Source organism: Kitasatospora sp. NPDC058243 (genome assembly GCF_042882025.1).
Lineage (GTDB): Bacteria > Actinomycetota > Actinomycetes > Streptomycetales > Streptomycetaceae > Kitasatospora.
Genome location: NZ_JBHVWW010000120.1, coordinates 1 through 10,897 on the forward strand (window position 1 = coordinate 1; position 10,897 = coordinate 10,897).

Below are 10,897 nucleotides of genomic sequence, written 5' to 3' on the forward strand. Positions count from 1 at the left end.
GTCGGGTCCCCGCTCGTGTCGGTGCGCAGCACCAGCGTGTTGACGAAGAACCCGACCAGCTCGTCCAGCGCCTGGTCCGTCCGGCCCGCGATCAGGCTCCCGACCGGGATGTCCTCACCCGCGCCCAGCTTGGTCAGCAGGGCCGAGAACCCCGCCTGGAGCACCATGAACACGCTCGCGCCGTGCTCACGGCCCAGGCGGACCAGCGCCTCGTGCAGTTCGGCGTCCAGCTCGACGGGGAGGTGTCCGCCCCGGCTGGAGACGGTGGTGGGGCGGGGCCGGTCGGCGGGCAGCCGGATCTGCTCCGGCAGGCCGGCCAGCTGCCCGGTCCAGTAGTCCGCCTGCCGGGCGTACAGGCTCTCCGGGTCGGTGCGGTCCCCGAGCAGCCGGTCGTGCCACAGGGTGTAGTCGGCGTACTGCACCGGCAGGTCCGCCCAGGCCGGTTCCTCGCCGCGCAGCCGCGCCGTGTACGCGGTGGACAGGTCGGCGGACACCAGGCCCAGCGACCAGGCGTCGCCCGCGATGTGGTGGATCACCACCAGCAGCACGTACGCGTCCGCCGCCAGTTCGAACAGCTCGGCGCGCACGGGCGCTTCGGCCGCCAGGTCGAATCCGCGGCCCACGGCCTCGGTCAGCGCCTGGGGCAGGCCCGCCTCGTCGGTCCGGGTGACGGACAGGTGCGGCCGGGCCGTCTCGGCGTCCAGGACCTGCTGGTACGGCACGCCGTCGATCTGGGGGAAGGCCGTGCGCAGGCTCTCGTGGCGGGCGACGACGTCCCCGAGCGCGGCCCGCAGCGCGTCCTGGTCCAGGTCGCCGGTCAGGCGCCAGGCCAGCGGGATGTGGTACATCGCGCTGGCGCCCTCCAGTTGGTCGACGAACCACAGCCGCCGCTGCGCGTACGACAGCGGTACGCGGCCGGGCCGCTCCGCGCGGCCCAGGGCGAGCCGTGCCCGGTCGGCCCCGCCGAGGCCGGCGGCCAGGCCGGCCACCGTCGGGGTCTCGAACAGGCTGCGCAGCTCCAGCTCCACGCCCAGGGTCGCGCGGACGCGGGCCACCAGCCGGGTGGCGAGCAGGGAGTGCCCGCCGAGGGCGAAGAAGTCGTCGTCGGCGCCGACCTGGGACACCCCCAGCACCTCCGCGAACAGTCCGGCGAGGACGTGTTCCTGCGGGGTGTGCGGAGCCCGGCCGGCCGGGGCGCCGGTGGTGTCGGGCTCGGGCAGGGCGCGCCGGTCGAGCTTGCCGTTGCCGGTCAGCGGCAGGGCGTCGAGGGCGACGTACGCGGCCGGCACCATGTGGTCCGGCAGCCGCTCGCGCAGGTGGGCGCGGAGCTCGTCCGGCTCGGCGGCCGCCCCGGCCACGGGCACCAGGTAGGCGACCAGCCGGGTGTCGTCGGCGCGGTCCTGCCGGGCGGTCACCGCGACCTGGCGGATCTGCGGGTGCTGGGCGAGGGCCGCCTCGATCTCGCCGAGCTCGATCCGGAAGCCGCGCACCTTGACCTGGTCGTCCGCCCGGCCCGCGTACTCCAGCGCGCTGTCCGCGCGCCGGCGCACGAGGTCGCCGCTGCGGTACATCCGGCTGCCCGCCGGCCCGTACGGGTCGGCGACGAAGCGCCCGGCGGTCAGGCCCGGCCGGTTCAGGTAGCCGCGGGCCAGCCCGGCGCCGGCCACGTACAGCTCGCCGACGACGCCGGGGGGCACCGGCTGGAGGTACGCGTCGAGCACGTGGGCGCGCAGGTCGGGGATCGCGCTGCCGATGACACTCGCCGGGCCGGCGGTGTGCGCGCCGTCCAGTTCCGCGTAGGTGACGTGCACGGTGGTCTCGGTGATGCCGTACATGTTGACCAGCCGCGGCGCACCCGCCGGGTGGCGCTCGAACCAGGGCGCCAGCCGGGCGTGCTCCAGGGCCTCGCCGCCGAACACCACTGTACGCAGGGCGAGTTCGCGCGGGTGCTCGGCGTCGGCCTGCATCAGCTGGTAGAAGGCGGACGGCGTCTGGTTGAGCACCGTCACCCGCTCCCGGGCGAGGAGCTCCAGGAACCGCTCCGGTGCGCGGGTGACGTCGAACGGCACCACGACCAGTCGGCCGCCGTGCAGCAGCGGGCCCCAGATCTCCCACACCGAGAAGTCGAAGGCGTAGGAGTGGAAGAGCGTCCAGACGTCCTCGGCGGAGAAGTCGAACCAGTGCCGGGTCGCGTCGAACAGCCGCACCACGTTGCGGTGCGGGACCACCACGCCCTTGGGCTTCCCGGTGGAGCCCGAGGTGTAGATGACGTAGGCGGCGCTGTCAGGTGCGACGGCGACGACGGGATCCGTGTCCGGCAGCCCGGCCAGGTCGGCGGTGTCCAGCAGGAGCCGGTCGACCCCGTCCGCGCCCGGCAGGGCGCCACTGCGGCGGTCCGTGAGGAGCAGCGCGGGCCGGGCGTCGTCGAGCAGGTGGGCGATCCGGGCGGCCGGGTAGTCCGGGTCGACCGGCAGGTACGCGGCGCCGGCCTTGAGCACGGCGAGGACGGCCACCACCAGCTCGGCCGAGCGCGGCAGCGCCAGCGCCACCAGTTGCTCCGGCCCCACACCCCGCTCGATCAGCGCGTGCGCGAGCCGGTTGGCCCGGGCGTTCAGCTCGCCGTACGTCAGCGCGGACTCGCCGCACACCACCGCGACCGCGTCCGGCCGCTCCCGCGTCTGGGCCTCGAACAGCGCGGACAGCCCGGTGGTCTCGGCCGTCGTCGCGGGGACCGGTCCCGCCGGCAGCAGTGCGTGCCGCTCCTCGGCGGAGAGCAGGTCGAGCCGGCTGAGCCGTCGCCGGGGGTCGGCGACCGCCGCCGTGAGCAGGCGCACCCACCGCTCGATCACCGTCTCGACGGTCGCCCGGTCGTACAGGTCGCAGGCGTACTCGACGAATCCGTCGATCCCCTCGGGGGCGCCGTCCTCGGAATGCCGTTCGGACATCGAGAAGATCAGGTCGAGCTTGGAGGTGGTCGTGGTCAGTTTGACCTCGCCGGTCTCCAGCCCGGGCGGGGCGAAGTCGGCCCTCGGGGCGTTCTGGAGCACCAGCATGACCTGGAACAGCGGGTGGTGGGACAGCGACCGGGCCGGGTTGAGGGCCTCGACCAGGTACTCGAACGGCAGCTCCTGGTGGGCGTAGCCGGCCAGCGCGGTGTCCCGGACCCGGCCGAGCAGCTCGGCGAAGGTCGGGTCCCCGCTCGTGTCGGTGCGCAGCACCAGCGTGTTGACGAAGAACCCGACCAGCTCGTCCAGCGCCTGGTCCGTCCGGCCCGCGATCAGACTGCCGACGGGGATGTCCTCTCCCGCACCCAGCTTGCTGAGCAGGGCCGAGAGCCCTGCCTGGAGCACCATGAAGAGGCTGGTGCCGTGCGCGCGGGCGAGCTCGCGCAGGCCCTGGTGCAGCTGCGCGTCCAGTCCGGTGCGCACGAAGTCGCCCCGGTGCGAGGCCAGCGCGGGGCGGGGCCGGTCGGTGGGCAGCTGGAGCTGCTCCGGCAGGCCGGCCAGCTGCCCGGTCCAGTAGTCCGCCTGCCGGGCGAACAGGCTGTCCCGGTCGGCGGCGTCGCCCAGCAGCTCGTGCTGCCACAGCGTGTAGTCGGCGTACTGGACGGCCAGCGCCTCCCAGGACGGCTCCTCGCCCCGGCGGCGCGCCGCGTAGGCGGCGGTCAGGTTCTGCGCCAGCGGGCCGAGCGACCAGCCGTCGCCCGCGATGTGGTGGACCACCAGCAGCAGGACGTGCTCGTCCGGCGCCAGTTCGAACAGTTCGGTGTGCAGCGGCAGGTCCGTGCCCAGGTCGAACCGGCAGGCCAGCGCCGTGGCCAGGGCCGCGTCCAGCTCCGCTTCGGTGGTGCGGCGCAGGTGCAGCCGGGGGCGGGCCGCCACGACGTCCAGCACCTGCTGGTGCGGCACGCCGTCCACGGCCGGGAAGAGCGTGCGCAGGCTCTCGTGCCGGGCCACCACGTCCGCCAGCGCCGCCGTGAGCGCCTCGCGGTCGAGCGGTCCGGTCAGCCGCCAGGCCAGCGGGATGTTGTAGTTGGCGCTGGCGCCCTCCAGCTGGTGCAGGAACCACAGCCGGCGCTGGGCGAACGACAGCGGGGTCTTCTCCGGGCGCGGGTAGGGCGCCAGGGCCAGCTGGGCGCGGCGGGCGCCGGCGAGGGCGGCGGCCAGCGCGGCCGGGGTCGGGGACTCGAACAGGGTGCGCAGCTCCAGCTCGACCCCGAGGGTCGCGCGGACCCGGGCGGCCAGCCGGGTGGCGAGCAGCGAGTGCCCGCCGAGGTCGAAGAAGCTGTCCTCGACGCCGGCCTCGGCCACCCCGAGGACCTCGGCGAACAGCTCGCAGAGGATCTGCTCCTGCGGGGTGCGCGGCGCGCGGCCGGCTCCCGCTCCCGCCGAGACGAGTTCCGGTGCGGGCAGCGCCCGGCGGTCCAGTTTCCCGTTGGTGGTCAGCGGCAGCGCGTCCAGCTCGACGAACGCCGAGGGCACCATGTACTCCGGCAGCCGCTCGCGCAGGTACGCGCGCAGCTCGGCCGAGCGCGGGGCCACGTCGGCGGCCGGCACCAGGTACCCGACCAGCCGGGTGTCGTCGGCGCGGTCCTGCCGGGCGAGGACGGCGGCCTGGGCGACGCCGGGGTGTGCGGCCAGCGCCGCCTCGATCTCGCCGAGCTCGATCCGGAAGCCGCGCACCTTCACCTGCTGGTCGGCCCGGCCGACGAAGCTCAGGCTTCCGTCCACAGCCCTGCGCACCACGTCGCCGCTGCGGTACATCCGGCTGCCCGCCGGCCCGTACGGGTCGGCGACGAAGCGCCCGGCGGTCAGGCCGGGCCGGTTCAGGTAGCCGCGCGCCAGACCGGCGCCCGCCACGTACAGCTCGCCGGCCACGCCCGGGGCCACCGGCCGCAGGTGGGGGTCCAGCACGTAGGCGCGCAGGTCGGGGATGGCGACGCCGACCACGCTGGCCGCCCCCGCGGTCGCGGCCGAGCGGTCGAGCGCGGCGTAAGTGACGTGCACGGTGGTCTCGGTGATGCCGTACATGTTGACCAGCCGCGGCGCGTCGTCCGGGTGCCGTTCGTACCAGGCCGCCAGGCGGGCGGGCTCCAGGGCCTCGCCGCCGAACACCACCGTGCGCAGGGCGAGTTCGCGCGGGTGCTCGGCGTCGGCCTGCATCAGCTGGTAGAAGGCGGACGGTGTCTGGTTGAGCACCGTCACCCGCTCGCGGGCGAGGAGCTCCAGGAACCGGCCGGGCGAGCGGCTGGTCTCGTGGTCCACGACCACCAGCCGGCCGCCGTGCAGCAGCGGGCCCCACAGCTCCCACACCGAGAAGTCGAAGGCGTAGGAGTGGAAGAGCGTCCAGACGTCCTCGGCGGAGAAGTCGAACAGCGCCCGCGTGGTGCCGAACAGCCGCACCACGTTGCGGTGCGGGACCACCACGCCCTTGGGGTTGCCGGTGGAGCCCGAGGTGTAGATGACGTACGCCGGGTGGCCCGGGTCGACGGCGACGGCGGGGTCCGTGTCCGGCAGGCCGTCCAGGTCGGCGGTGTCCAGCAGGAGCCGGTCCACGGACTCCGCGCCGGGCAGGTCACCGATCTGACGAGTCGTCAGCAGCAGTGCGGGGCGGGCGTCCTGGAGCAGGTAGGAGATCCGGGCCGCCGGGTACTGCGGGTCGACCGGCAGGTACGCGGCGCCGGCCTTGAGGACGGCCAGGACGGCGACCACCAGCTCGGCCGAGCGCGGCAGCGCCAGGGCGACGAGCTGCTCCGGCCCCACACCCCGGCCGATCAGCGCGTGGGCCAGCCGGTTGGCCCGGGCGTTCAGCTCGCCGTACGTCAGCGCGGCCTCGCCGCACACCACCGCGACCGCCGCCGGGTCGGCCCGTACCCGCTCCTCGACGAGCGCGGTGATGGTGCTCTGCGGAGTGTCGTCCTCGGCACCCGCCGCGGACGGCAGCAGTTCGCGCAGCTCGTCCGGCGACAGCACGTCGATCCGGCCGATCCGGCGGCCCGGGTCGGCGGCCACGGCCCGCAGCAGGCGCAGCCAGCGCTCGACGAGGTCCGCCGCGGTGGCCTCGTCGAAGAGGTCGGTGCTGTACTCCAGCACGCCCGACAGGCCGTCCTCACCGGGCCGTTCGGTCAGGATGAAGGTCAGGTCGCACTTGGCCGTACCGGTGTGGACCAGATCGGTCGTCACCCGCAGCCCCGGCAGGTCGAAGGTGCCCGTGGGCGCGTTCTGCAGGGCGAGCATGGTCTGGAAGAGCAGGTGGTGGGCGAGCGACCTGGTCGGGTTCACCGCCTCCACCAGCTGCTCGAACGGCAGGTCCTGGTGGGCGTACGCGGCCAGCGCGCCGGCCCGGACCCGGCCCAGCAGTTCGGTGAAGGTCGGGTCGCCGGTCAGGTCGGTGCGCAGCACCAGCGTGTTGACGAAGAAGCCGACCAGCTCGTCCACGGCCTCGTCGGTGCGCCCGGCGATCGGCGTGCCGATCGGTACGTCGGTGCCGGCGCCGAGCTTGCCGAGCAGGGCGGCCAGCCCGGCCTGGAGCACCATGAACAGGCTGGCGCCGCCGCCCCGGGCGAGCTCGCGCAGGCCCTGGTGCAGTTCGGCGTCGAACCGGACCGGCAGTTGCGCTCCCCGGAAGGACATCGCGGCCGGCCTGGGCCGGTCGAAGGGCAGCTCGGTCTGTTCCGGCAGCCCCGCGAGCCGCTGCGACCAGGAGGCGAGCTGCCGGCTCTGGAGGCTGTCCGGGTCGCTCTCCGCGCCGAGCAGCTCCCGCTGCCACAGGGTGTAGTCGGCGTACTGGACGGGCAGTCGGGCCCACTCGGGCTTCCCGCCCGCCGCCCGTGCGGCGTACGCGGCGGTCAGGTCCCGCGCCAGCGGGCCCATCGACCAGCCGTCGCCCGCGATGTGGTGCACCACCAGCAGCAGCGCGTGCTCGTCCGCGCCCAGCTCGAACAGCTCGGTGCGCAGCGGGGGCTGGGCCGCCAGGTCGAAGCCGTGCCGGGCCGCCTCCGCCAGCCGCTGCGGCAGGTCGCCCGCTGCGACCGCGGTGACGCGCAGCCGGGGCCGGGCGGCGTCGGGGTCCAGCACCCGCTGGCACGGCTCGCCGTCGACCACCGGGAAGACGGTGCGCAGGCTCTCGTGCCGCTCGACGACGTCGGCCAGTGCGGCTTCCAGGGCCCGCCGGTCGAGGTCCCCGGACAGGCGCAGGGCCAGCGGCACGTTGTAGGTGGCGCCGGGCCCCTCCATGCTGTGCAGGAACCACAGTCGGCGCTGCGCGAAGGACAGCGGCACCGTGTCGGGCCGCTCGCGTCGCGACAGCGCGGGCCGCGCCCGGCCTGCCCGGTCCACGGCCGCCGCCAGGCCCGCGACGGTCGGCGCGTCGAACAGGTCGGCCAGGGCCAGCTCCACGCCGAGCACCGAGCGGGCCCGGGCGATCAGCCGGGTGGCCAGCAGCGAGTGCCCGCCGAGGTCGAAGAAGCTGTCGTCCGCGCCGACCCCGGACACGCCGAGGACGTCGGCGAAGAGGCCGGCGAGCACCTGCTCGGCCGCGCTGCGCGGGGCCCGTCCGGCGGTGACCGGCGCCGGGCCGGGGGCCGGGAGCGCCTGGCGGTCGAGCTTGCCGGTGGGCGTCAGCGGGAGCCCGTCCAGCAGCACGAACGCGCCGGGCACCAGGTGCTCCGGCAACCGTTCGCGCAGGTGGGCGCGGAGCCCGTCCGGCTCGACCCGCTCCCCGGCGGTCGGGACGACGTAGGCGACCAGCCGGGGCTCGTCGTCGGTCCGGGCCACCACGGCGCTCTGCGCGACCCGGGGGTGGGTGGCGAGCGCGGCCTCGACCTCGCCCGGCTCGATCCGGAAGCCCCGGATCTTCACCTGGTCGTCCGTCCTGCCGAGGAACTCCAGGTGGGCGTCCGCGCCCCACCGCACCCGGTCGCCGGTGCGGTACATGCGGGCGCCGGCCGGTCCGTACGGGTCGGCGACGAACCGCCCGGCGGTCAGGCCGGGCCGGTCGAGGTAGCCGCGGGCGAGGCCCGTACCGGCGATGTACAGCTCGCCCGGCACCCCGGCGGGCACCGGCCGCAGCGCGGTGTCCAGCACGTACAGCCGGGCGCCCGCGACGGGGCGACCGATCACCGGGCGCGGGCTCGACGCCGCCGGCGCGACGGCCGCGTCGACGGTGCACTCGGACGGCCCGTAGAAGTTGAAGCAGGCCACGCCGTCGGCGTCCCGCAGCTGCGCCCACAGCTGCTCGGGGACGGCCTCGCCGCCCGCCACGAGCACCGCCGGGCGGTGTTCCGCGTTGCCCAGCAGGCCGTGCGAGAGCAGGAGGTGCAGATAGGACGGGGTGGCGTTGACGAAGTCGATCCGGTGCCGCACGGCGTAGTCGACGAAGGCGTCCGGGTCCGCCCAGGTGTCCAGGCCGGGGATGTGCAGCTGGTGTCCGGCGAAGAGGCCGAAGAGCTGGTCCCAGGAGGCGTCGAACGCCGCCGAGGTGGTCAGGGCCACCCGGGCACCGTCCCCGAGCAGCGGCTGGAACAGCTCCCGCCACTGGTGGACGAAGAGGTGCGCCAGGGCGCCGTGTGTCGACGCCACGCCCTTGGGCCGCCCGGTGGAGCCGGAGGTGTAGACGAGCTGGGCGGGGTGGCGCGGGTCGACGGCCACCGCGGGTTCCGCCGCCGGGCCGTCGGCGAGCCGGGCGGCGGTGGCCGGGTCGTCGAGCACCAGCCGCTCGGCGGGGCCGGATCCGGGCAGCCGGCCGGCGGTGCGGGCGTCGGTCACCAGCAGCACCGGCCGGGCGTCGTCGAGCAGGTACGCGATCCGGGCGGCCGGGTGCTCGGGATCCACCGGGAGGTAGGCCGCCCCGGTCTTCAGCACCGCCAGGATCGCCACCACCAGCGCGGCCGAGCGCGGCAGGGCCAGCGCCACCGACCGCTCGGGCCCGGCGCCCCGGGCGATCAGGGCGTGCGCCAGGCGGTTGGCGCGGGCGTCGAGTTCGGCGTACGTCAGCGTTTCCTCGCCGGAGACCACCGCGACGGCGCCCGGCGTCTCGCGCACCCGGGCCCGGAAGTGCTCGGGCAGCAGGGCCGCGGGGGCTTCCGTCGTGATGCCGGTGTCGGAACCGGAACCATTGCCGGTGCCGAGGGCCAGCAGTTCGCGCTGCTCGTCGGCCCCGATCAGGCCGATGCGGCCGAGCGGCTGCTGCGGGTCGCAGTCCGCGAGGGTGTCCAGCAGGGCGAGCAACCGCCGCTGGTGGCCGAGGAGTTCACTCTCCGTGCACACCTCCGCGTAGGCCCCGAGCTCGATCCTCGGACCGTACTCGTCGCGCCCGCCCACGGCCCAGACCGCCAAGTCGTCGGCGGAGGTACCCAGGGGCGCGTACACCGTGGCAGGCTGCCCGGCGAAGCTCGGTTCGGAGTCGAAGGACATGATGTTGACGACCAGTGGGAACGCCGTCTCGATCGTGCCGGCCTGCCCGAGGTCCCGGAGCAGGTCCTCGCTGCGGTACCGCTGGTGTGCCAGCGCGGCGGCGACTTCCCGGTCCACCTGCTCGACCAGTTCCGACCAGGGCAGGTCCGGCCGCACCGACAGGCGCAGTGGCACGAGGTTCGACACCGCGCCGGGCGTCGCCGCCAGCACCGGGTCGCCCACCCGGCCGGTGACGGGGAGGCCGAGCAGCACGTCCCGGGCCCCGGTGAGCCGGTGCGCGTAGAGCGCCGTCGCCGCGAGCACGACGCGGGACCAGCGGACGCCCGTCCGCTGTGCCGCGTCGCGCAGCGCCTCGGGGCGCAGCGGTCCGGCCGGCGGGGTGCGCCGGAACGGGGCGGACGGGCCGCCCGGCCGGCGCTCCGACAGCCGGGTCGGCGCCGGCCGGTCGGCGAACCGTCCGGTCCAGTAGGCACGGTCGGCGAGGTACTGCTCCGAGTCGCGGTAGGCCTCGTCGCTGGCGACCAGGTCGCCCAGCGAGCCGAACGGGGACGGCGGCACCTGCCGCCCCTCGGCGAGCGCCGTGTACACCTGCGCCACCCGCCGGCCCACGACGGCGTACCCGAACCCGTCCATCACCAGGTGGTGGTAGCTCTGGTAGAAGACGCACCGGTCCGGCGCCAGCGTGATCAGCGCGTAGCGGAACAGCGGGTCACGGGCGAGGTCCAGCGGCCGGCGCCGGTCCCGGTCCATCCACTCCCGGGCCGCCGCGAGCGGCGCGGCCTCCCCACTGACGTCGACCTGCGCGGGCTGCCACCGCGTGTGCGCGCGGACGACCTGGTGCGGGCCCTCGGCGCCGTCGACGAAGCGCACGTGCAGGGCGTCGACCTCGTCGACGACGCGGCGCAGCGCGGTCGCGAACAGGTCCGGGTCGACCGGGCCGTGGATCTCCAGGTAATCGCCGATGCGGTAGGCCGGAATCGCCGTGCGGGCCCGTTGTTCGGCGAGCCAGATCTCGCGCTGGGCCGCTGTCAGGGGAAGGGTGTCGCCGTCGCGACGGGACATGGGGGTACCTCCAGGAATGTGGGCAGGCGTGAGGGCGCGCCGGGGCGGGCCGGGGCGCGCCGACCGCGGTGGCGTCACGCGGTCGGCGGGCGGGTGGCGGGTGGCGCGGCTGCTGCGGTCAGGCGGCGAGTTCGCCGGCCTGGAGCTGCCACAGGGATGCGTAGAGTCCGCGCCGGGCGAGGAGTTCGTCGTGGGTGCCCTGCTCGGCCACGACGCCGCCCTTGTCCATGACGTAGATCCGGTCGGCGTGGCGGACGGTGGAGAGCCGGTGGGCGATGATGACCATCGTCCGGTCGACCGCGAAGCCGCGGAGCGTGCGCTGGATGGCGGCCTCGGTCTCGTTGTCCACGGCGGAGGTGGCCTCGTCGAGGATGACGACCGGCGCGTCCTTGAGGATCGCGCGGGCCAGGGCGATCCGCTGC

General features: G+C 75.3%; 1 protein-coding gene and 1 pseudogene. Both read right to left on the reverse strand.

The features are described from left to right. On the reverse strand, window positions 1-10,475 hold a 10,475-nt coding region (locus ACFVX9_RS38920; protein WP_387986942.1), incomplete at its 3' end, for an amino acid adenylation domain-containing protein. A gap of 118 nt (window positions 10,476-10,593) precedes the next feature. Further along, window positions 10,594-10,897 (reverse strand): annotated as a pseudogene (locus tag ACFVX9_RS38925) (ABC transporter ATP-binding protein); the annotation flags it as partial.